The organism is Pseudomonas sp. CP4, from assembly GCF_047758505.1.
Lineage (GTDB): Bacteria > Pseudomonadota > Gammaproteobacteria > Pseudomonadales > Pseudomonadaceae > Aquipseudomonas > Aquipseudomonas fluorescens_AO.
Map to the genome: position 1 here is coordinate 4689952 of NZ_CP180489.1, position 22778 is coordinate 4712729.

Below are 22778 nucleotides of genomic sequence, written 5' to 3' on the forward strand. Positions count from 1 at the left end.
CTTTTTCACACATTTGAACTCAAGCCATATTCCAAGGAGAGAGGACGATGAACTCGCATGTCACTGGCACGTTGCTGGAGAAACACCGCTCGGCATTGATCGATTTTTGCATCGGCGCACTCGCGCGCAAATCCGGGCATGATTTCCTCAAGACAGAGGCGGATCTGTCGGAGTTGTTTCGCACCGACGTGCAGAACACCCTGGCCGTAGAAACCTCCTATGTGGCAGAGGCGACCAGTTGCGCTCAGCAGTTCATCGATGCGGCACTGCACAAACTTGAGCCAGGTTACCAAAATCACACCTTCAACCCCGAACTGCTTGAGCGTTGGAAGCTGGACAGAACCTATTCCGAATGGGCCGCAGCGCAATTGATCCAGACTCATCCTTCCAGCTATATCAACGCCTATGTGCGTCAACGCAAAACCAGCCTGTTCAGGGTTCTCGAAAACGATCTCAACCAGACCCGCCTCAGTGCCGATTCGGTTCTGATTGCGCTGCGCAACTATCTGCAAGCCTTCGAGCGGATCTGCAATCTTGATGTGATCAGTGGCTACATGGACGGCCTCGAGCCTGCCGACTCTGTTTATTGCTTCATCGGCAGAGAACGCGTCCCTCCGTACCAGTACTACGTACGCAAGGTTCGCGTCGAACTGCTCAAGAGCAGTCGCGCGGTCAATCCGGCGGCCTGGGATGAATGGCAAGCGGTCGATATTCCAGCGGTGAACGGTGTCCTGGACATGCGCCCGCTGATCTGGAACGGCCGGCTTTGCGTGGTCTGGGCACAGTGGCGTGACAAAGTCACCGGCAAAACCGCAGAAGACTTCATCCCCCACAAGCTGGACATCAACCTGGCGTTCATGACCGAGAACGGCCAGTGGTCGGCACCGCTGAGCCTGCACAGTTCAGAACACGCCAACCCAGTGACGAGACCCGACCCGGTCCGGCTGATCGCCACGGTCTCGACCGACCATCAACACCCCAAAGGCAAGCTGGGGGTGCTGCTGACGGGGACGGTGATGGAAGTACCAGTTGATGAGAATGGTGGCCGGGAAAAGGGCGAGCCAGAGCCCAAGCCATTCAACCACCTCGCTGTATTCGATGTACTGATGCGCCCTGTCACGGATTCAGGCGCCTGGCTGAAGTCTGCCCGGGACGACCGCTTCCTCACTGCCGAGACAGTTCAGCACCCACTCGGCAGTCAGGTCACCATCGTCAGCGAAGATGCTCCGGCCGGCAGCATGACGCCGTATCTGGATCTGAATGTCTTCGCGTTGCGAGTGGGTGATAACGATGTGCTGACCGTCGATGGTCTATGCCGCCCGACCCCACTGGATGGCAAGGACGTGGTGATGAGGCTGAAAATCCTCGGGAATCCGACGGCTGGTGATCCGCTGCCTGTCGAGACCGCGCAGAACACCGCAGGCAACTGGACAATGCCACTGGGAAAATTTACGCGGGCAAAAGGCTCATGGCCAAACCCCACGAGTTTCTCGCTGGGCACTGACACAGCGGGATACGGCACGAAAAAATTCCATCTGAGCATCGTCGACCTGACGGACTTCATCCCGCCAACCCTGTTGAAAAACACCGTCGACGCGGCGCAGTTTCTCGACCTCAACCTGGGCGGGGACTACGCCCTCAAGTATGTGCGGCTCAATTCCCTGTTCGGCCCCGAACTGGTGCAGCGCGCCAATATTTCTCCGGACGCGGTTCTGGATTGGCAAACGCAGCACCTGAAAGAACCGGGTCCTACAGGCTTTCCTGCATTCGAAGAACCCAACGGGCCTTTTGACGGTGCCAATGGACTGTTCTTCTGGGAACTGTTTTTCCACGCGGTACATCTCGTGGCAACACGACTGCGCGATGAGGATCGGTTCAGCGATGCGCAGCAATGGCTGCATTATCTGTTCGCTCCCCACGCTCCTGCCGACCCCGACACGGTGCCCAATCCCCGTCCAGCCTACTGGCGTTGCCGTCCGTTGACCGGTCCAGGAAGCTCTGGCGCCGAGAGCCTTGCGCCGCTGGATCCGGATGCCATCGCCTATTCCGAGCCGAAACATTACAGGCTTGTAGTATTCGTCGAATACGTGAAAAACCTGATGGCATGGGGAGACTGGTATTACCGCCAGTTGACTCGCGAAAGTCTTGCCGCTGCCCATCTGCGTTACGTACAGGCCGGTTTTTTTATGGGCAAGCCACCCTCGGGGAGTACCGTCAGCCGTTGGCAGGCGATCACGTTGGGGGCGTTGCTGGAAGAATGCAGCAAACGCCCGGATCTGGAAAAGTTTGAAAGCGAATTTCAGTTCAGTCTGGCCGATATTTCCGCCGGCTCCGATGTCGCACCACAGCTGGGCCTGTTGGCCTGCGGCCCTTTCAAAATTCCGATCAATCAGGTGTTGGTCGGTTGGATCGAGGCGCCGCGCAAGCGCCTGTTCAATCTGCAAAACAATCTGACCATTGACGGTCGTCCGCTGGACATACCGTTGTTCAGCCCGCCGGCTGATCCCAACCAGCTGCTGCGTGACCGGGCAGCCGGCAGCAATGGCAGACCGCGGTCGATGGGGCAGACACGGGTCATCGCTTTCTATTGGCGGGTAGCCTTCGAGCTCGCCTTGCGGGCGGTGGAAACCATGCAGCAGTTTGCCGCAGAGATACTCAACGTGCTGGAGCGCCGTGATCGCGCTGAACAAGAGGAACTGCAGCAAAGCCATCTCGTCGAGCTGGGCAATTACGCGCTGACTGTGCAAGAGCAGACCATTGCCCAGATGGAGGCGGTAGTCGTATCGCTTACCGAAAATCGGCAAAAAGCCGTCGAGCTTGCTCAAGCGTATGCGACACGCTACGAAGAAAACGTATCGGACGCCGAGTACGCAGTCATGTCCAACCTGCAACGCTCCAAGGAACTGGCGATGCAGTCTTCTGCGCTCAGAACGGCGGGCGGAGCGGTCGCAGCGCTGCCGAAGATTTTCGGCATGTCCAATGGGGGCGCGCTGCCTGAGCAATTACTGTTTGCCTCTGCCGACATATTCAATATTTTGTCGATCGGCGCGCAGGCGGATGCCGACAAACAAGGCACCAACGAAACCTATCGCCGGCGACGCAATGACTGGGCACTGCAACGTGATCAGGCACTGGCGGAGATACGCGCAATCGACGCGCAAATCGTAGCGCAGAATCATGCTGTGGCCGCTGCCCGGATCAACCTCGCACAGACGCTCAGGGCGAACGGTCAGGCGGTGACGATGTACAACTTCCTGAAAAAACGTGCGACCAATGCCGAGCTGTTCAACTGGATGCTCGGCCAGCTCAAGGCGTTGCACTATCAGGCCTACGATGCGGTGGTCAGCCTGTGCCTCAGCGCACAGGCGTCACTGAGCGCGGAAACGGGCAATTACGCAGTAACCCCGCCGCCCCAGGTGTTGCATGACCAATATCATGGACTGACCGCCGCCAATCATCTGCGCAATTACCTACTGCTGCTCGAGCGTGAGTATGTGCAGCGCACCGAGCTGAAGCTGCAATTTGTGAGGACCATCTCGTTGCGCTCGTTGTGTGATGACGTTAGTGACCGTCAACCCGGTATCGACAACTGGGCGCACGCGCTGAAGCAGCTATGCGATACCGGGTCACTGGAATTCAGACTCACGCAGTTGCTCTTCGATCGTGATTATCCGGGGCACTACTGCCGTCAGATCAGTTCGGTGGCGGTCACGCTGCCGGTCGTCGCCGGGCCATTCGAAAACACGCGAATGATTCTGACGCAGATCAGCAACATGACGGCCACCGAGGCGACGGTGCGATCGGTACAGTACCTTCTCGATCCGACGGCGGGTGTAGCGCCTGCCGATGTTGTGCATAACGTGCGCAGCGGTCAGCAGATCGCGATTTCGCTGGCCGTCGCTGATGACGGTACGTCCGCGGTGAAACCCGAGGAGGGCCTGCTGCGGCCTTTCCAGTTCACAGGCCTGATCGGCAGCTTCTCGTTGTATTGCCCCTGGTTTGACCGGGCTCGCCAGGCGGAACAGCTTGCCAGCCTGACTGACATCATTTTCGAGATCCACTACACAGCCAGAGCCGGCGACCCGACGTTTACCCAAAAAGTCATGGATCTGGTGATTGAAGCGGAAGAAAACGCCGAAGCAGCAGGCAAGGGAGGGCGCGGTCATGCCTGAAGCGATCATTCATGCACGCGAGAATCTGGTGAACGACGGCGAGTTTCTCCAGGGCTTGAAACAGTGGCAGAAGCAGGGGCGCGTCGATAAGGAGTCCGAGCCTTATCTGGGCAAGGATCAATCCTTTCTGGCTGCGCGTAACGAAGGCAAAGCGTGGCAGGACATCACCTTGCCCAGGTCATCGGCTGACAATGCGCGTTATGTCCTGAGTTTCCTTTGGGAAACCCGACACACGGAGCCGGGCTGGCTGTCGGTGTACAAAAATGGCGTCCGGGTCGAGCACTTCGAGCTCCCGTCCGGCAACGCCCGCGACCGCGAACAGGACCAGATCCGTCTCAACGCCGGGCTCCCGCTGGATTTGAAACCGAACCTTTTCCGTGAACCGCTGATGGCATCGTTTGTTGCGGGCGATGTTTTACGAATCGAGATAAGCAGTCCGAAAAACGCCCCTTCCTCACGGGAAAAAGTCTGCATCACCTGCATTGACCTGCAATTGGAACTTGAGGACCCGCAAGTGCAGAGCATCATCCTGGATGAACATGCCCGCGCGGCCGGCGCTCCGCTTTATCTGTGCCTGGGCTCCGAGTTCCTCAACGATCACCGGCTCCGGTTCCGCCTGGCGGATGATAGTCCGTGGCTCGGCACTCAGGCCGCACTGGCCATTGTGAACAATCCCATGGGAGCAGTCACTGCTGAGCCCCGCTGGGAAACCAACCAGCCACTGACCGATGGATGGGTCATCACCTGCCCGCTTCTGGACGATGCGCAAGACTATGTATTTACATTGAACCTGATCAATCAGTACACCGCCGAGCCCTATGCGATGCAGGTGTCTTTAGGACATCACCGTCTGGTGTTTCAGGAAACGCGAGAGGCTGCTTATTACCCGCTGCTCGGCGAAAGTGTTTCCCTGGGGGTGAAAGTGGTGTCGCCTTACACCGCTCGGGGCGTTGGCGGGCGAACTGTAAACTGGTCGATCGCCGGTGACGTCATTGGCGCCTGCGTTACCGATCAGCAGGGTTGGGCGTATATCGATTATTCGCCCACCCTCGAGCATGTGGGCGATGTGGTGATACAGGCTTCGGTTGAAAGTCTTTATGACATCACAGGGGTGGCCACGCAGGACTTTGCGGTCAAGGTTCTTGGTGAGAGCCCTTGGCAACACGTGGTGTGTTTCGAAAACGGTGATATGAGGGAATGGCCGGCGGACGGCTACCCGAATCGAGGATCGATGCATGTCCTTGATCTATCGATACCGGCCGGCAGCCCGTTGCGAGATTCTTCGATTGCGCTGCAGTGGTCCGGTGATCCTGCCATTGAACTGGGGGTGGTTGTCGAGCCGGCACTGGGTGAATGGCAAGAACCAGCGAGCAGCCTGCGGTGGTCGCTTGCTGCGCAAGACAAGGTCGATGGCCAGTTCGGTCTGTTTCTGGTGTGCTCCAAGTTACTGAAACCGTCACCGATAAAACGCATGTTCCTGGCACGCAACAAAGTCGAGATCGGCGACGTACGCGAACCCGACAAGACGCCAGTGCTGGATGAAAACGAAAGCGCACTGCTGCGTCTGCAGGTGATTCATCGCACCGACAGCGGCGATATAAACGGCGTCATCGGCGCGCAGGTCGAATGGAGCATGCCGGGGGGCCAAACCGTCCATACGACCTCAGGCAGCGACGGCTGGGCGGGGGCGTGGTGCAAGCCGTTGGAGGTGCAGGAAACCACCGTCAATGTCAGCGTCAGGGCGCATCCCCAAGCGCCATCCGTTCCTTGGTCATTCAAGGTCAATGCGATCGCGACCAGCCCCTGGAATAGCAGGGTGCAGATTTTGCTTGATGGTGTCGAGGTCGAGCGCAACACCCTTGGCCTGCTCTGCCATCGCGGGCAGCAACATGAGCTGCAGATTCTTCCGCTTACCGATGATTGGCTGGGTCGAAACGTCAGTCTGCACTGGCGCGACGCCGATCCTGGGATCGGAATGCAGATTTCCGAATTGGGCGTGCGCAAACCCCTCACCGAACAAGGCCTGAAATGGACGCTGAATGCCGCCGACAGTAACGTCAGTAGTCTTTTTCAATTAAAGCTGCACATCGAGGGCGGCGAGCCTGATCGTGAACTGACGGGACGGCTGTTCCAGCAGGATCTGAATCTGGAAATGAGCCTGATGCTCGACCAGATCCGCGCCGCGCTGGATGTACAGCCTTTATATCCATGTCTCGCAGCGGTGCACGACTTCAAGGTCCTGCCCCAGGGCTTGAGTCCACTCATCGGACTGGATATCGCGTTGGTATGGTCGGAGACCTCGGCAGAGGAACTGGACGCAAAAGTATTTCCAGCGTTGGACTCGACGCAGAAATTGACTGACGGTGGTTTCGTCTGGTCGCTGGATTTCTCCCGTAGCGCCCGGCCCGGGAAGTTCCAATTAACCGTGTCGCTGCCGCAACTGACCCTTTCGTCCGAGGGCAAACCCATGGAGCTGGCGCACAACAAGCTGCGAATTGCGCAATGGCACGAGACCACGGTGACTCCGGTGGTGGGTGAAGAACCGCTATGTTTGTGGGCACAAGTGATATCGGCATTCTCAGGGCTTGGCGTCGGACAAATTCCTGTGCAGTGGACGGGGCTCTACGAGCAGGTCGAGGCAACCGATGACGAGGGCTGGAGCGGTCATGCCCATGTGCCCGCACGCGCCGGCGAGCAGCAAATAACCGCAGCGATCATCAGCCCCTACAACGGTTCTTCTGAACAGCGCTCGATGAAGGTCAGGGCATTGGCCAGCGATCCCTGGAAGGGCCTCACGATCAGCGTTGACGGTGGAGAGCCAGCGCCCTTTGGTGAAAAAGTCCTGTTCGCACGTCGCTTGCTTGATTACCGGATCGAAGTGAATGCCGACGAGGGAAGTCAGTTATTCGAGCGCAATCTGAGCCTGGGTATTGCCGACAGAGGGCCATCTGCATTTGGCATCCGCGGTCTTGACTCCCTATTGGGTGTCCCGAAACCCTTCAGCGATTCCGGCCTTGTGTACGACTTCAGCGTTGGCGACGAGAACAACGGTAGCTTCGGTTTTTATTGCGCAGCCGAAGATCTGGCAAGTCTGTCGCCGATTCATGCCGTCTCGGTGGGCGAAGGCTCGCAAATGATGACCATCGCCGAGCGCTCACGAGTTCTTCGGACACTGTTCTGGGGTGACACCGTATCCGAGCAGATTACGCTGGTCTCGAATGACGGGAACAAGGCGATGCGCGGCAAAACAGTGGTCTGGAGCCATCCGGATTTCGGTGAGCGGATCACCACTACCAACTATCACGGGGTGGCGAGCATTGCTTTTGTGCCCACCACTACTGGCGCGTCGTCGTTGGCGGCGAGGGCGGGGGATGCGCTGTACTCGGAGTCGATTTCGTTGCCCTGTTTTCTGCATGAGCCACGCAAGATACAGGCGTTCAGCAGTCCCAAACCGAATGGCCAGGTGGGGGAGCTGGTTTCAGCCGTGGTCACAGTGGGATCAGCATTGACCGGAGAACCTTTGATCGGTGTCGAGGTGGAATGGGAATACCCCGACAGAGCGCTTGCGCCGACTGTGACGGACGCCGATGGAAAAGCATCGGTGCACTTCAGATTGCCCGGTGTGAGACGTGGGTGGTTGACAGCTTCCATAGCAGGCGGATCCGTCGGCTGGGAAGCTCAGGTTCTTGAATTTACCGTGGTGCCTGCAAATGTCTGATTTCAATGATTCAACTCTATCTTCTACCTGGTTACAAGAATTCATGCCATTCGTTAATGGGCAGCGAGTGAGTTGGGCGGATGTAAAGCTTGATCTGATCAGAGGAGAGTCCTGCACGCTGGCCCTCGATTATGAATACAGCTGGCTAATCGGCGACACAGACGCCCTTATCGCCTTGGAACATAAATCCGGCCCAGAACCTTCCCCGTGTTGCTCGGAGGGAAGGTCTATCCCTGTCATGGAGCAGAACATGATTTGCGGTTGAAGTTAGATTGTGGCCACTCCTTTTTAAGTTAATACGGATACCGATGAGAAAGTTGTTCTGGCGAGCAATAAATCCATTGTCATGGAGACTCGAAATCCTTATGACGGAAGCCTGGTTTGATTCTCAATGTCATGAAAATGACTGGTGTCTTTGTCGCTAATGAAAAAACCGTTTTTTATTAACAGCTGTGAGCTTCGATGCCATTCAGGTATTGCTTTTGAGTCGCCCGTTAAGTCTGCAACTCAGGGGTGGCCTGGTTGGCTGGCTTAGCAAAACAACGAGGTTAAAGGAGTGTCACATGTCCAACTCTACGATTAATTCTCAAACCTGGCTGCAGAATTTCAGACCCTCCTTGAATGGAGTACCTGTGAGATGGGAAGACCTGCGCCTGAATATGGCGGCAGGAAAGTCCTTTGAGCTGAAGCTGGACTTTGAATACAGCTACATGATCGGCGATCCAGATGCATTGCTAAAGTTGTGTTGTGAGCCGAATCAGGAGCAAGTTGGACTGATGTGTGATCCTCCCTTTGAAGAGTTGGTGGAGATGGCGGAAGGGCTGACTTCGTTGACGTGGCGCCTCTCGGCTACTCCGGAATCGACGGGGTCATTCGAATTGCATTATGAAATGCCCAAGTATGATGGGATGCCTTTTTCGCCGACTATTCCAGGGGCGGTGCTCAACTTTATGCAGGAACTGGAGATCAAGTTCGACGAGTTTTCGCTGAACTTGGGGGCAAGCGCTTATCCATGTCATGGTGCGGAGCATACATTCACTGTGCTGCCGAAACCGGGTAGTCGATTACTGAACAAGAACATCCAACTGATGATGACCGGTACAGGACTCGGGGTTACGGTTAAGCCTTCGTTGGGGAGCGGTCAGTCGTTGGAGCCGGAAGGGATCAAATGGATTCTGGATTGCCGAAGCACCAGCAATAATGGCGAATTTTTTTTGGGGTTAGCGGTAGACGATTGGGTTTCAGAGCCGTGCCAGATGTTCCTGGCGCATAATCTGGTAGAAGCAAAACATTGGCGTGTTGAGCATGCGCAATGGCCGGAGTGGACGCCATATTACGTTTCACATGTTCGTGCCACGTCCGTATATCTGAAAGCACCTGCGAGCCGGGTACAGGTGATCGTCAATGACGGCTCGGATTACGGGGTAACTAATTCGAACGGTGAGTACAACGAAAGGGAGGCTAAATTACGGATCTTTAACCGTTATAACAACACGACGGTTTGATTGGGATTCGTATCATCAGCCTCCTGTTTAATCATCAGAGGCTGATGGTTATATAAAATTTCCTGTTTTTTTCCAGGCCTGATAGAGATTGACCATTTCTGGACCCAACTCGTTAGGTCGAGCGAGCACGAATGCAGTCTCTTGCCTGTTCAAGTGCTCGTGCAGTTGCGCCAGCCCATTCAGATATTCCACCGTCCCGCAATAAGTCAGAGCATCCCCCAACCCCTGAACCGGCGTGTGTCGAACGCTGTCGAGTTTTTCCTCCGTCAAACTCACCACCAGCACTCGATGCTGCTGGCCCAGACGCTTGGCGGCGGTGAGCAAATCATCATCCTCATGCCGGAGATTGGTCACCAGCACCACCAGCGCCCGGCGCTTTTGTCGAGCCAGGATCCGGTTGGCCGCAGCCTGATAATCGGCAGGGCGTCGCGTAGGTTCGAGGTCATACACGGCGTTGATCAAGATGTTCAGCTGGCCGCTGCCTTTGACTGGTTTCACATGGCGCGGCTGATCACCGGCAAAGGTACTCAGCCCCACCGCATCCCCCTGTCGCAGCGCAACATAAGCGAGCAACAGACAGGCATTGAGCGCGTGGTCGAAGTGCGACAGTTCACCGTCCTGACTGCGCATCTGCCGGCCGCAATCGAGCAGAAAGATGATCTGTTGATCGCGTTCATCTTCGTACTCCCGGGCAATCGGCGTGCGTTGGCGCGCCGTGGCTTTCCAGTCGATCTGGCGCAGGCTGTCGCCTTCACGGAATTCGCGCAGTTGGTGAAATTCCAGGCCCTGACCGCGACGTTGCCGCTGGCGCACGCCGAGTTGGCTGAGCCAGTTGTCCACCGCCAACAGCTCACCACCGTAGAGCCGGGCGAAGTCGGGGTAGACGCGGGTCTGGTCGGCGACCTCGATCAGGCGTTTGCCTGACCATAAGCCCAAGGGACTCGGCAGGTTGACTTCGCACTGTTCAAAGCGGAAATGCCCGCGTCTGGTCGGGCGCAAACGGTAAGTGATCTGGCTGACATGGCCGGGTTGAAGTTCGACAGGCATCGGCAGATGTTCAAACGCTAGGCCGTCGGGTACGTGGTCGAAGAGATCAATAGTCAGTGGCGCGGCGAAGTCATGCGCAATGTCCAGTTGCACCTCTGCCCAACGCCCCAGTGCCAGGCTGCCGGGCATCTGCCGCTTGATGCGTGGCGAGGGCACTCGTCTGAGGCGCAGCGCGTCAATAACTGCCAAGGCCCACAGCGCCAGGAGCAAGCCCCAATTGATCGAAATCAGGCTGGACGGAATGTCGATCTGCAATGCTTGCAACGCGCCGAGCACAATGCTCACGCCCAGCAGCAGGCCCAGCCAGATCAGCAGCAGTCGCGAGGGTTTCACAGGCGCGGCGCCGGCACTTGGTCGAGCAATTGCGCAAGCACCTGATCGACCTGCAGGCCTTCGATGTCCAGCTCCGGCGCGATGCGCACGCGATGGCGCAGCACCGCCAGCGCGCAGGCTTTGATGTCATCCGGAATGACAAACTCGCCGCCGCGCAATAACGCCCGGGCACGGGCACAACGCACCAGTGCAATCGAGGCGCGTGGTCCGGCGCCGAGGGTCAGCCCCGGCCAGGTGCGCGTACTGCGCGCCAGGCGTACGGCATAGTCGAGGACCTGATCGTCCAGCGGCAAGTCACTCGCAATGCGTTGCAAGGCTTGCACGTCCTTGGCCTGCAACACCGTGCGCAGCGGTTGCACATCGAGCATGTCGGCGCGGGTCGAACGACAGACCTGACGGACCATGTTCAACTCCTGATCGGCGTCGGGATAATCCATGCGCACCTTGAGCATGAAGCGGTCGAGTTCGGCTTCCGGCAGTGGATAAGTGCCTTCCTGTTCGATCGGGTTCTGCGTCGCCAGCACCATGAACGGTTGCGCGATGGGCAGGGCGCGACCTTCGAGTGTCACCTGGCGTTCCTGCATGGCTTCGAGCAACGCTGCCTGGGTTTTCGCCGGGGCGCGGTTGATCTCATCGGCCAGCAACAGGTTGGTGAACAGCGGGCCTTTGCGCAGCTTGAACTGTTCGGTCTGCAGGTCGTACACGGCGTGACCGGTGACGTCGCTGGGCATCAAATCCGGGGTGAACTGGATGCGCGCGAACTCGCCGCCGAAGCATCGCGCCAGTGCCCGCACCAGCAAGGTCTTGCCCAGGCCGGGCACGCCTTCGAGCAGCACGTGGCCGCCGGCGATCAGTGCGGTCAGGACATCGTCGATCACCGCCTCCTGGCCGATCAAGGCCTTGTTCAATTCGTTGCGTACCGCCTGCGCCAACTGGCTGGCACGCTGGCGTTGCTGGGCGGCGTGCGTCGCGCTGCCGGGCTCGATCTGTTCAGTCATAACGCGTTCCTCAAGGTTTGCAGATGAGCGACCTGACGGCTGAATTCGGCGCTGGACAATCGCTGCTTCGGTCGTGGGCTCAGGGCCTGGCTGATGGCGCGGGTGGGTTGCCGGGTCAGGCGCGATAACGCCAGCCATTGCTCGGCCACATTCAATTGATCGAAACCGGGATGGCGGCGGCGGGCGCGGCGCAGGATGTCTTGTTGCAAGGCTTGCAGCAGCGCCTGCTGGCCGTTATGCCGCAAGAGGAAATCGGCGCTGGCGCGCAAATGTTCGAGCAACTGTCGGCGGCCCGCTGGCGCCGGCATTTGCACCGGGCCGTGACGCACGCCGGCCTGCCACAGCCACAGGCCGATCAAAGCGAGCAGGGCGACGATGGCCTGCGGGAAATAGTGCCAGAGCAACGACCACAAACCGTCGTGCGCCGTGTTGTAAATCAGCGTGACGTCGGTGTCGGCGCTCAGGTACCAAAGCAGCCAGGCGTTATCGTATTGGCCGATGGTCGGGGTTTTCCACAGCTCGGCATCGGTGACCACGGTGACTGTGCCGAGGCCGTACACCCGTTGCATCATGTGCGTGGCTTTGGCGCTGTTGGCCCAGGCTTGCGCGACATTGTTGGGGTCGTCGAGGTGGAAGTCGGTGTCGAACCCGGCGTAGGCCGGCGCATCTTCGTCTTCCAGGTACAGCTTGGTCAGTTTCGGGAAGCGGTCCTTTTCCACTGCTTCCGGAGGATCTTTCAGATCCTTGCTCAGCGATTGCTGCAGTTGCACCCGGTCGAGCAGCAGATCATTACTTTGCCGGGTTTGCGCATCCCACAGCGACTCGGCAACAAACACCAGCCGCCCGCCGGCGCGAGTCCAGTTCAGCACTTGATCGACTTCACGCGGCGTCATCCGCGCGCGCTCGCCAAACAAAAGCAAAGTGTGGCTATGCGGATCGATCTGCGGCAGCACCGCCAGGGTCTCGGCGTGATTGACCGAGAGGCCGCGCTCGCGCAGGAACATTTCCGCCGCCAAGTAAGGATTGGCTTGCGCGGCAGGCGAGGGGCCGTGATCAATGGTTTCCTGATACGGCTGGGCCTTGAGATAGAGGAACAGGCTCAAACCGCCAAGCAGCAGAAGCGCCAGCGCACCCGACAACCAGCCGATGCGCCGGTTCAATGCCCGGATCCTTTGCTGAACAATTCACGCCAGCCGTTGCACAGTTCTGCTTGCAGATGCGCGGCTGGAACCCGATGCCCGTAGGCCATGTTCTGCCAGTGAGCAGTGAGGTTGCGGCTGTAGGCGAGCAGGTCCGGGCGTTGTAATTGCTCAATGCGTTTGAGGATCTGGTTTTCCGTGTCGGCGGCTTTCAGCGTCAGGTCAAAATCATGCAACAGATGGCTCAGCAGGCCGCGATAGAGCAGGCCCAGCGCGGCGCGAGGTTCGCTCAGCCACAACTGTTCGGCGCTGGCGGCGATGTCATTCGGCAGGGTTTCACGGTTCAGATCAAGGCCGAAGACTTGTGACGGCGCCGCTGGTTTGCGGCGCGTTGGCAGGTTCGGGCGGCGGCTGACGAAAGCCCCGAGGAATTCGCGATAACGCCAGATAAGCCAGCCCAGCGCGGCTATCAGCGCGCCCCACAGCAGCACTTCAATCACGCCGGCGAGGGTATCGAGGTGCCGACCGTCGAGCCAGTCGAGCAGGGTTTTCAGCCACTGCGGTGCCTCACCCGGTTGCTGGTTCTCGGCGGGTTTTGCCGGGTCGTCGCCGAAGCGATAGCGGGTGACGCTTTCCTTGTTCTTGAACGGCGGTTGCTCAAGCAGCGACTGGATGCTGTCACGCGAGGCCTGACTGGTCAGCGGCTGATTGAGCAACCTTGGAGCATCCGGCGCATCGCTGGCCCATGCCGGTTGCAGATTCGGCAGCAGCAGACACGCCGCCAGCAACATCCCGAGCACGCCGTTGTTCAAGCGCTGGCGCAAACGGCGGAAAACCAGCTCGATATCCCAGGCTTCCAGTTGTGTGCGGCGGTTCAGGTACAGGCTGAAACCGCAGGCGACATACACCGGCTCCCAGAGCACCAGAATCAGCGCATAGAAAGCGTTGGTCAGATGTTCCAGCCAGCGCCAGTCCTGATCGGCGGCGAGCAGCAGTGACTGCCAGTCCCAATCGGTTTCGATCTGCTGCGGCAGCAACATATAGAACAGCAGCATCAAGCCGATCCACAGCGCGGTTTCCAGATGCACGCCAATAATCGTCAACCATTGCGCGGCGCCGCCGTTACGTTGCAGCAGCACCTGCAGCCGTTGTTGCCTGGCCTCGCCGTCGAGACCTTCGAGTTGCGTCACCGGCAGCACAAAGCTGCGGCTCAGGCTCAGCCGGCGCCAGGTCAGACTGGCCAGCAATTGCGGTTTGAGCAGGCGCGGCCATTCACGCAAGGCTTGCTTGAGTGTTGGCGTTTCGCCGAACAGCGCTTTGGAAAGGATGTACAACGGCAGGCGTTCATAGGCCGGTTTCAGCCACCAGAAAATCAACACCGCCAGCGATGGCGAATCCCACAGCAACAGGCTGAGCAGGGCGAACAGCGGCAGGGTGACGATCGCCCAACTGGTCATTAATAACCGGCGGTGCTGTTGGCTCATCAACACGCCCAGGTCCATGGCTTCCCAGGTCGTGCGCGGTCGAATCACCACACTGGCGTCACTCAGGCGCATGGCGGGTCCTTCCGGCAAACAGCAGATACACCGCAACGGCCAGCCACAGCGCGGCGCCGACGGCGTATTTGGTCAGCGGCGTGACGCTGGTTTTCGACGACCAGTAAGCCTCGATGAATGCAGCGATGAGCAAGAACAGCATGACCCCGCACACCAGCATTACACTTTTGCGCCCAGCCAGGCGCAGTGCCTCGCTGCGCGTCAGGCGCCCCGGTGCAATCAGCGCCCAGCCCAGCTTCAGGCCCGCTGCACCGGCGAGAGCGATGGCGGTCAGTTCGAATGCACCGTGAGCGATCACGAACGACCAGAAGGTCTGGCCAAAACCGATTTCGCTGAGGTGTCCGGCCACCGCGCCGATGATCATGCCGTTGTAGAGCAGGAAAAAACCGCTGCCCACGCCCATCAGCAAACCGCTGGCGAAGGTCTGAAAGGCAATGCCGATGTTGTGCATGACGTAATAGCCGAACATCACCCAGTCTTCGCTGGCTGCCCGTTCCGCGGAGCGGCCGAGGTGGCCGCCGACAGGGTCGTACATGCCTTGCATCTCGCGCACCTGTTCGGCCGGGATCAGGTTGTAGATCAGTTCCGGGAACAGGTAAACCAGCAGCGCGAAACCGATCAGGCTGCCGAAGAACAGCAGGCTGGCGACCGCGACGAAGCGCCACTCTTCACGCACCAGTCGCGGGAAGTCGGCGAGAATAAAACTGATGATTTGCGTACCCAGGCGACTGCGATGCCGATACAGCTGTTGATGACCGCGCAGCACTTGCTGCTGCAATGAGTCGATGAGAAAACTGCTGTAGCCGCGCGCCTGGGCCAGGGCCAGATGTTGGCAGAGGCGTCGATAGGCCTTGGGGAAAGCGGCCACTTGCGAAGTGTCCTTGCCGTGTTCGAGGTGTTCGAGCGCCACGGCGAAGCGCTCCCATTCAGCCTTGTGGCGGGTTTCGAACAGGCTCTGCTTCATGGCGTCGGCCCCAACAGACCGCGCGCAATGCCGTTGAGTTCGGATACCGCTTTGTGCGCAGAAATGTGCAGCGGCTGAGCCAGCAATGCCGCCAGCTCATTGACCCGGGCCGGCGACAGGTGCGCCTGACGTTCGGCGAAACCGAGCACCGCGCGTTGTTCGCTGAGCGTGAGCGCAAAGGGGCAGCGACGAGGTTCGGCGTCAGGCAATTGCGGACGGCTCAGCGGTCGCTCGCTGTAAACCACCAGCGTGCCGGCGGCAAGATCGCCGAGGCGTTTGAAGGTCGGGTGCTGCAGGCAACTGAGCGCACCAAGGAAATAGCCGAACGGCAGCAGATCGACGAAACGCAGCAGGTTGCGCAGCAACGAGGCCGACCAGCCGATCGGCGTGCCGTCGTCGTGCACGACGCGCAAGCCCATCCACTGTTTACCCGGCGAGCGGCCCTGACGCAGTACCTCGAACAGCACCATGTACCACCAACTGATGGCAAACAGCAGCAAAGAGCCGAGGCCCATGCCGAGCTGGCCGAGAAATGCCAGTGCGATAAACAGCACGCCCAGAATCAGGCCGCGGATCCCTAGATCGATGGCAAATGCCACGGCGCGCACCATCAACCCGGCAGGGCGCAACGGCAGATCGATGCCTTCCGGCGTTTCGACCTGATGCCGCGTATCCAGCGGTGCTTTCCTTGGCGGTGCTGTGGGTTCGAGCATGGGCTACCTGATGTTCGCCTGTCCGGGATGCAAGTGCGCCTGATGCTAGCAGCCTCTCGGGGGGAAACGACATCACTATGTATTGCACAGCGTGTAACCACTCCGTAGAGGCTGACGATACTGGCCCTTGTGGGAGCGAGCTTGCTCGCGAAGGCGCAGTGACAGGCAGCCTCAATGTTGAATGTGCTGGCCCCTTCGCGAGCAAGCTCGCTCCCACAGTTCGAGTACCTTTAAGCTGTAGGAAATTGGAAAAAATGCTGTTCGGAGGACAGGAGACTGGCTCCGGAGTCGGCTGAGCGCCTAGACTTCGCCGATCTTCTGTTCAGGATGCGCCCGTGACTTCAATCTTCTGGTACGACTACGAAACCACTGGCATCAATCCGCGCAACGACCGGCCGCTGCAAGTGGCCGGGATCCGCACCGACCATGCGCTCAACGAAATCGATGAGCCGGTCAACCTCTATTGCCAGCCCAGCGAAGACATCCTCCCGCATCCGGCGGCCTGTGCGATCACCGGCATCACCCCTGGCCAGCTCGCCGAGAAAGGCCTGAGCGAAGCCGATTTCATGACTCGCGTGCATGCGCAACTGGCCGCACGGGGTACCTGCGGCGCCGGTTACAACACCTTGCGTTTCGACGATGAGATGACCCGCTACAGCCTCTATCGCAACTTCTTCGACCCCTACGCCCGTGAATGGCAGGGTGGCAACAGTCGCTGGGATCTGATTGATGTGGTGCGCGCCGCTTACGCGTTGCGCCCGGAGGGTCTGGTCTGGCCGACCGATGACACGGGCCGGGTGTCCCTCAAGCTTGAACGCCTCACGGCGGCCAACAATATCGATCACGGGCATGCCCACGAGGCACTGTCGGATGTGCGCGCCACCATCGCCCTGGCGCGGCTGATTCGCGAGAAACAACCCAAACTCTACGAGTGGCTGTTCCAGCTGCGCAGCAAGCAAAAGGTCATGGATCAGATCCGCCTGTTGCAGCCAGTGGTGCATGTGTCCGGACGTTTCTCGGCGGCGCGCAGTTATGTCGGCGTGGTCCTGCCGCTGGCCTGGCACCCGAAGAACCGCAACGCCTTGATCGTCTGTGACTTGCATCTCGATCCGCAGGGGCTGCTGGAGCTCGACGCGCAAACGCTGCGCCAGCGCTTGTACACCCGCCGCGATGAGTTGGCCGAAGGTGAACTGCCGGTGCCGCTCAAGCTCATTCACATCAATCGTTGCCCGGTGGTAGCGCCGCTGAAGGTATTGCGCGCAGAAGATCAGCAACGCCTTGGGCTGGATATGGCGCTTTATGATGAACGGGTCATGCGACTAACTGACGCACAACAAGTCTGGAAAGATAAAATCGCAGCGATTTATACCAGCGAAGATTTCACTCCCAGCGAAGATCCCGAGCAACAGTTGTACGACGGATTTATCGGTGATCGTGATCGGCGTCTATGCGAACAAGTTCGAGCGGCTGATCCTGCGCAATTGGCGCAAGAGGCATGGCCTTTCGATGATGAACGTTTGCCTGAATTACTTTTTCGATATCGAGCACGCAACTTTCCAGACACCCTGGATGTGGCGGAACAAGAGCGCTGGAGATTGTTTTGTCAGCAGCGTCTTACGCAACCCGAGGCCGGCGCGCCGAATACCGTGCAGTCTTTTACAGAAGCGGCCGAGCAATGGTCGCTTAGTGCGACGCCCCTGCAGCGCGAGGTACTCAATGACTGGCAGAACTATGTCCAGGCATTACGCAAACGTTTGAATCTTTGAAATCGAACATACCCGGAATTAATTTGCGGGCATAAAAAAACGCCAGCTCAAGCTGGCGTTTTTTTGTTCGCGGATCGCTCGGCGAAAGCGTCGCGGCTTAGCCCAGCAGGGTCGCCCAGCCTTCAACCACGTCACCGCCCCACTTGGCTTTCCACTCTTTCAGAGTCTTGTGGTTGCCACCTTTGGTTTCGATGACTTCACCGTTGTGCGGGTTTTTGTATTGCTTAACTTTGCGTGCACGCTTGGTGCCGGTAGTTTTTACTGCGCCGCCACGTGGCGCCTTGGATTTGGCTTCCGGATCCAGCAGCGCGATGATGTCACGCAGCGACTTGGAGTATTCACCCATCAGCGTGCGCAGTTTGCCTTCGAATTCCAGTTCGGCTTGCAGTTTGTCGTCTTCGGACAGGTTCTTCAGACGGGCTTGCAGCTCTTTGATGGCTTCTTCGGTGGCGCGATATTCGTTGATCAAGGACATGAGTACTACCTTTTGTAGAATGCTGAATGACAGGGGACAGTGCCGCAATAATAGTCAGGCTGTTTCATCAAGTAAACATTTAGATCGGCTTTTTATTTAAATGAGTTACAGGAAATTAGCCGTCAATTGAATGTTCCGTTAAATAATGTGATGGAGTCAGCACAGATATTTACAGTTGTCTGACAAAAGCCTCGGCAAAGCGTCACGGCGTTGACGAAGATCACCGTCAGAAAGTCGTTTCGCCGGGCTTCGTCCCACCCGGCGCGCATGCGTACTGCAGTTTTCCTGCACAGTCGCTAGAATGGCGGCCTTTGTGAAGTTCTGGAGTTTCCCCCTCATGCGCACTTTTCGGCTGGTGATATCTTGCCCGGACCGCGTTGGCATCGTTGCCAAAGTCAGTAATTTTCTGGCCTCTCATAACGGCTGGATCACCGAAGCGAGCCACCACTCTGACAATCAAGTGGGCTGGTTCTTCATGCGTCACGAAATCCGTGCCGATTCGCTGCCGTTCGGTATCGAGGAGTTGCGCGAGAAGTTCGCACCGATCGCCGAAGAGTTCTCGATGGACTGGCGCATCACCGACACCGAGCAGAAAAAACGCGTGGTGCTGATGGCCAGCCGCGAATCCCACTGCCTGGCCGACCTGCTGCACCGCTGGCACAGCGACGAACTGGACTGCGAAATCTCCTGCGTAATTTCCAACCACGACGACCTGCGCAGCATGGTCGAATGGCATGGCATCCCGTACTACCACGTGCCGGTCAATCCGCAGGACAAGCAGCCGGCATTCGACGAAGTATCGCGTCTGGTGAAACAGCACGACGCTGAAGTAGTAGTGCTGGCGCGCTACATGCAGATCCTGCCGCCAGACATGTGCCGCGAATATGCGCACAAAGTCATCAACATTCACCACAGCTTCCTGCCTTCGTTTGTCGGCGCCAAACCGTATCACCAGGCGTCCCTGCGTGGCGTGAAGCTGATCGGTGCGACCTGCCATTACGTCACCGAAGAGCTGGACGCCGGCCCGATCATCGAGCAGGACGTGGTGCGTGTCAGCCACAGCGACAGCATCGAAGACATGGTGCGTTTCGGCCGTGATGTCGAGAAGATGGTGCTGGCCCGCGGCCTGCGGTATCACCTCGAAGACCGCGTGCTGGTGCACGGCAACAAGACTGTTGTGTTCTGATCGAGCACGCCACGCTTGAAAAACCAGGGGCCTGGGCGTTGAATCGCTCAGGCCCTTGTCATTTGCGCCCGAGGAACAGCCATGAGCGACCCACTGGACAAAGCTACTTCAATAGCGCCCGCCACTCTCGGTGAGGGTTGCCTGAGTCGTTACGACCCGGATGACATGAGCCCCGAGGACGGCACCGAGTTTCCCGGTGCCGCCGAGTTGTGGGAACAGGTGAAACCAGAGTCGGACGATGAAACCGGTAATGCCTGAAAAGATCGCAGCCTTCGGCAGCTCAGAGAGAGTCGCGTTTCAATGTAGGAGCTGCCGAAGGCTGCGATCTTTCAAGCTTGATGCACTTTCATCAGCTTCTTGAGCAACGGCTTGCCCAGCATCAACACGAACACCGGGCCACCAACCAGCAGATAGAAGTAATAAGTCACTACCCGCCAGATCAGAATCGCCGCCGCTGCGGTGGATTTGCCCACCATTGGCGTCAGCAGCGCTGCAGACGTCAATTCTGCGGCCCCCGCGCCACCGGGCAACAGGCTGAATTGACCGGCGCCCAGCGATAGCATCTGCACCAGAAAACTCCAGGCCCACTGCAAGTCGGCACCGAGCCCGCGTAGCGCCAGATACAGCACGCTATAGCGCAACAACCAGTGTACGCAGGTCAGGGCGAACACCTGGATCAGCGTCTGCCAGGGCAGTTTCAAGGTATCGGTAAACGCCGCGAGAAAGTGCAGCAATTTGCGCGCCCAGCGGCGACGCGTACGCGCCGTGACGTTCATACCTGCCAACAGCCGGCCGCTCAGACGAATCAACGCCCGGTGAAAGCGTGCAATCAACACGCAACTGACCAAGCCGCCGAACAGCGACACTGCGCTGACTGTCAGCAGCCACTCGAGCCGATCGCTTAAGTGCTGGAACAGCGCGTAAATCAGAATTGCGCTCAGCGCGCAGAGAAAGAACAGCAGATCGCTGAGCTGATCCATGGCAAATACCGCACTGCCTCGCGCCGGACGTACGCCGCAGCGCGCCAGCAAGGCCATGATCGTCAGCGGCCCGCCACTGCCGCCGGGCGTGGCGCAGTAAGCGAACTCGGCCGCCATCACCACACCGAGGCTTTTCAAGGGCGCGACCTTGTCACGCTGATCGCCGAGCAACAATCGCAGGCGCAGGGTATTGATCCCCCAGCACAGCAGAATCATGCCGAACATGATCAACAGCCAGTTCAGCGGAAAGCTGCGCAGGCGTGACCAGGTTTCCCCGCCGCCGAGCAGCACCGGAATCAGCACCGCCGCGAGCAGGCCGATCAGCAACAACAGGCTGCGCTTCATGCTGCGCGTTCCAGCTGACCGTGCTGGCGGGCAAGCCAGTCGATCTTGGTCAGGGGCACGCGTCCGTCTGCCAGCAGGCGTTGCAAGGTGTGTAGCCAGTAATCGCGCGAGAAACGGTGGCGCATGTCCACCGGATGCAGGCCCAGGCGAATCACCGGCGCCTCGCGCCAACGCTGTTCACGCTGGTCGCTGACGATTTTCGACAAGCCGCGACGCCAGGCACTGCGCGCACTCCATACCAGTCCCGGAGCATCTATGGCGCTGAAGTCGGGCAAGCGATAAAGATGCTGTGGATCGCTGGTGTAGCTGAGTGGCAATTCGCGCAAGGCTTGACGGGTGCCGTCGCTCATCAGCCAGGCCGGGGCAACGAAGCCATGCAATGGCCAGTCGTAACGCTGAAAGATTTCAAGGCCGGCGTGCAGGCGGGCCAGGGCGGTTTCGCGGGACAGGCGATAGAACTCGCCTTCATGGGTGTAGACCCGGCGCATGAACCAGTCGCGCGGGGTGTTCGTCATGGGTTCCTGGTCGTCGTGGTAATAACCGTGCAGCGCCAGTTCATCGCCCCGAGCGACCCGGGCATCGAGCACTCGGCGAAATGCCGGGTTGGCATCAAGCGCATCATGGCGATGGAAGTCCGGCACCACCAGCCACGTGATCGGCACATTGCCCAAGGCATCGACGGCGTCGACGAAGGGCTGGTAATCCGCCCACGTCGAGGGCGCCACGTCGTGCAATACCAGGCACACCGCTTTCATGTTCTCAACCATTGGCCACCCGTGGCAGCGTATGACCGAGCACCGCATGGTAGTGGCTGAGCAGGCTATCGACCACCGTGTCCCAGGCGTAATGGCGTTCGACATGCTGGCGCGCCTGGCGACCGAGGCGCTCACAGCCACGACTGAACAGTTCGCGCACGGCATTGGCCATGGCTTGCGGGTTATTCGGTGCACAAAGCAAGCCGCAGGAATCGTTAACGATCTCTTCAAACGCACCGGCCGCCACCGCCACCACCGGAATGCCACAGGCCATGGCTTCGAGGATGACCAGTCCGAAGGTTTCCTGGTCGCCGGCATGCAGCAGCGCATCGGCGCTGGCCATCAGTCGCGCGACTTTTGGCGCCGGGCAGAATTCGTCGATGACGCTGACGTTGTCCGGCACCGCAGCGGGCATCGACGAGCCGACCAACAGCAAGTGATAGCGCGGGCCGAGGCGCTGCATGCACTTGAGCAGCACCGGCAGGTTTTTCTCCTTGGAACCGCGCCCGGCGAAGATCAGCAAGCGAGTGTCTTCGGCAATCCCCAGCTCGGCACGCAGGCCGGGGTCTCGGGCGTCAGGATGAAAGGTATGCAGATCCACACCCAGCGGTTGCACATGGACATTGCGCACGCCGAGCCCGGTGAGCTTGTCAGCCATGACCTGACTCGGTGCGAGCACACGATCAAAATTGCCGTACAGACGAGTCACGTAAGCCTCGACATTCGGCGTGACCCAATGGCCCATGCGATTGCCCACCAGCAGCGGCAGATCGGAGTGATAAAAGCCGATCACCGGCACATCCAGCTGCCGCCGGGCATCCAGCGCCGCCCACGCGGTGAGGTAAGGGTCGCCGACTTCGATCAGATCCGGCTGCAAATCCTGCAGGACGTTTCGCCAAGGCGCCAGGCGCAGCGGGAAGCGATAGCCTTTGCCGAAGGGCAGGGCAGGTGCTGGAACCGTGTAAATGCCGTCATGTTCACCCAGCCGCGCGCCGGGGATCAGCAGGCTATGACGAATACCGCTGCGGTCGCCGAGGCGACGGTGTTTGGCATCCAGATAAGTACGCACGCCTCCGCTGGCCGGGGCGTAGAACATGGTGATGTCGGCGATATGCACGGTGAGCAA

General features: G+C 59.0%; 17 protein-coding genes. 7 read left to right on the forward strand and 10 right to left on the reverse strand.

The annotated features are described in order from the left end of the window. Positions 1-47: 47 nt before the first annotated feature. From ACMYUN_RS21085 to ACMYUN_RS21100, 4 genes are all read left to right on the forward strand, one after another. Entirely contained in the window at positions 48-4172 is a 4125-nt protein-coding gene (locus tag ACMYUN_RS21085; protein ID WP_415761678.1) for a neuraminidase-like domain-containing protein, read from the forward strand. Beyond that, positions 4165-7890 (forward strand): hypothetical protein, encoded by a 3726-nt coding sequence (locus ACMYUN_RS21090; RefSeq protein WP_415761679.1) that lies wholly within the window; start codon positions 4165-4167, stop codon positions 7888-7890. Before ACMYUN_RS21085 ends, ACMYUN_RS21090 begins: the two co-directional genes overlap by 8 nt. Beyond that, on the forward strand, positions 7883-8155 hold the full coding sequence (locus ACMYUN_RS21095; protein ID WP_415761680.1) for a hypothetical protein: 273 nt from the start codon (positions 7883-7885) through the stop codon (positions 8153-8155). The genes ACMYUN_RS21090 and ACMYUN_RS21095 overlap by 8 nt, the downstream gene beginning before the upstream one ends. Before the next feature lie 298 nt (positions 8156-8453). After that, positions 8454-9395: a hypothetical protein gene (locus ACMYUN_RS21100; RefSeq protein ID WP_415761681.1), complete on the forward strand. Its 942-nt coding sequence runs from the start codon at positions 8454-8456 to the stop codon at positions 9393-9395. A 48-nt stretch (positions 9396-9443) separates the two neighbouring features. Here the strand turns inward: ACMYUN_RS21100 and ACMYUN_RS21105 are convergent, their stop codons facing one another. From ACMYUN_RS21105 to ACMYUN_RS21130, 6 genes are read right to left on the reverse strand one after another with little or no spacing between them, the layout of a single operon-like run. Further along, positions 9444-10775, reverse strand: coding sequence for a DUF58 domain-containing protein (locus tag ACMYUN_RS21105; protein WP_415761682.1), 1332 nt, complete (start codon positions 10773-10775; stop codon positions 9444-9446). Continuing rightward, positions 10772-11773, reverse strand: coding sequence for an AAA family ATPase (locus ACMYUN_RS21110; RefSeq protein WP_415761683.1), 1002 nt, complete (start codon positions 11771-11773; stop codon positions 10772-10774). Before ACMYUN_RS21110 ends, ACMYUN_RS21105 begins: the two co-directional genes overlap by 4 nt. Next, positions 11770-12933, reverse strand: a complete 1164-nt coding sequence (locus tag ACMYUN_RS21115) for a DUF4350 domain-containing protein (RefSeq protein WP_415761684.1) — start codon at positions 12931-12933, stop codon at positions 11770-11772. Before ACMYUN_RS21115 ends, ACMYUN_RS21110 begins: the two co-directional genes overlap by 4 nt. Next, positions 12930-14468, reverse strand: a complete 1539-nt coding sequence (locus ACMYUN_RS21120) for a DUF4129 domain-containing protein (protein WP_415761685.1) — start codon at positions 14466-14468, stop codon at positions 12930-12932. Before ACMYUN_RS21120 ends, ACMYUN_RS21115 begins: the two co-directional genes overlap by 4 nt. Then, positions 14455-15432: a stage II sporulation protein M gene (locus ACMYUN_RS21125; RefSeq protein ID WP_415761686.1), complete on the reverse strand. Its 978-nt coding sequence runs from the start codon at positions 15430-15432 to the stop codon at positions 14455-14457. The genes ACMYUN_RS21120 and ACMYUN_RS21125 overlap by 14 nt, the downstream gene beginning before the upstream one ends. After that, positions 15429-16145, reverse strand: a complete 717-nt coding sequence (locus ACMYUN_RS21130) for an RDD family protein (RefSeq protein WP_415761687.1) — start codon at positions 16143-16145, stop codon at positions 15429-15431. Before ACMYUN_RS21130 ends, ACMYUN_RS21125 begins: the two co-directional genes overlap by 4 nt. Before the next feature lie 335 nt (positions 16146-16480). On the opposite strand from ACMYUN_RS21130, the gene sbcB reads away from it, so the two are divergent. Next, positions 16481-17911, forward strand: a complete 1431-nt coding sequence (sbcB, locus tag ACMYUN_RS21135; RefSeq protein ID WP_415761688.1) for an exodeoxyribonuclease I — start codon at positions 16481-16483, stop codon at positions 17909-17911. Positions 17912-18008: 97 nt separating this feature from the next. On the opposite strand, the gene mvaT is transcribed toward sbcB, so the two are convergent. Then, positions 18009-18386, reverse strand: a complete 378-nt coding sequence (mvaT, locus tag ACMYUN_RS21140) for a histone-like nucleoid-structuring protein MvaT (RefSeq protein WP_016773476.1) — start codon at positions 18384-18386, stop codon at positions 18009-18011. 337 nt (positions 18387-18723) lie between these two features. Between mvaT and purU the strand changes: the two genes are divergently transcribed. Continuing rightward, positions 18724-19572, forward strand: a complete 849-nt coding sequence (gene purU / locus ACMYUN_RS21145; protein ID WP_016773477.1) for a formyltetrahydrofolate deformylase — start codon at positions 18724-18726, stop codon at positions 19570-19572. An 81-nt stretch (positions 19573-19653) separates the two neighbouring features. Beyond that, entirely contained in the window at positions 19654-19830 is a 177-nt protein-coding gene (locus ACMYUN_RS21150) for a hypothetical protein (RefSeq protein ID WP_415761689.1), read from the forward strand. A 71-nt stretch (positions 19831-19901) separates the two neighbouring features. Here ACMYUN_RS21150 and ACMYUN_RS21155 read toward each other — a convergent pair whose 3' ends face one another. From ACMYUN_RS21155 to ACMYUN_RS21165, 3 genes are read right to left on the reverse strand one after another with little or no spacing between them, the layout of a single operon-like run. Further along, positions 19902-20897, reverse strand: a complete 996-nt coding sequence (locus ACMYUN_RS21155) for a lysylphosphatidylglycerol synthase transmembrane domain-containing protein (protein WP_310406344.1) — start codon at positions 20895-20897, stop codon at positions 19902-19904. Continuing rightward, positions 20894-21652 carry a DUF2334 domain-containing protein gene (locus ACMYUN_RS21160; RefSeq protein ID WP_415761690.1) on the reverse strand — a complete coding sequence of 253 codons (759 nt, stop codon included), beginning with the start codon at positions 21650-21652 and terminating at the stop codon, positions 20894-20896. Before ACMYUN_RS21160 ends, ACMYUN_RS21155 begins: the two co-directional genes overlap by 4 nt. A 4-nt stretch (positions 21653-21656) precedes the next feature. After that, positions 21657-22748, reverse strand: a complete 1092-nt coding sequence (locus ACMYUN_RS21165) for a glycosyltransferase family 4 protein (protein ID WP_205884317.1) — start codon at positions 22746-22748, stop codon at positions 21657-21659. Positions 22749-22778 lie beyond the last annotated feature (30 nt).